The following is a 272-nucleotide window of genomic DNA, read 5'->3' on the forward strand; positions in this document are numbered from 1 at the left end:
TACTCAAGGTAGGCGTTGCAAACACATCAAAACTAGGTAAGTTTTTTTGCTCACCTAGCCACATAATTTTTCCATTTTTGATTGCTAAGGCTGCATTTTCTATCGCGCCATAAGGCGCCTCTACAGCAGTATCCATAGTGGCAATGTTGGCATCGGTAAGCAGTAAATCAATATCTTCTAATTCATAACCTGGTGTTGCACTTTGCATATTGCGCGCCCTTGTGTTTTTTATAATGACTAAAATATAGTCTAACAACCCGCCTTGTATATAC

Annotated in this window: 1 pseudogene; it reads right to left on the reverse strand. The window is 39.3% G+C overall.

The window, feature by feature from the left end:
* Window positions 1-208: pseudogene (locus AAEY78_RS13135) on the reverse strand (hypothetical protein); the annotation flags it as partial.
* Window positions 209-272: the final 64 nt, after the last annotated feature.

The sequence above is a fragment of the Psychrobacter sp. 16-MNA-CIBAN-0192 genome, from assembly GCF_040309565.1.
Taxonomy (GTDB): domain Bacteria; phylum Pseudomonadota; class Gammaproteobacteria; order Pseudomonadales; family Moraxellaceae; genus Psychrobacter.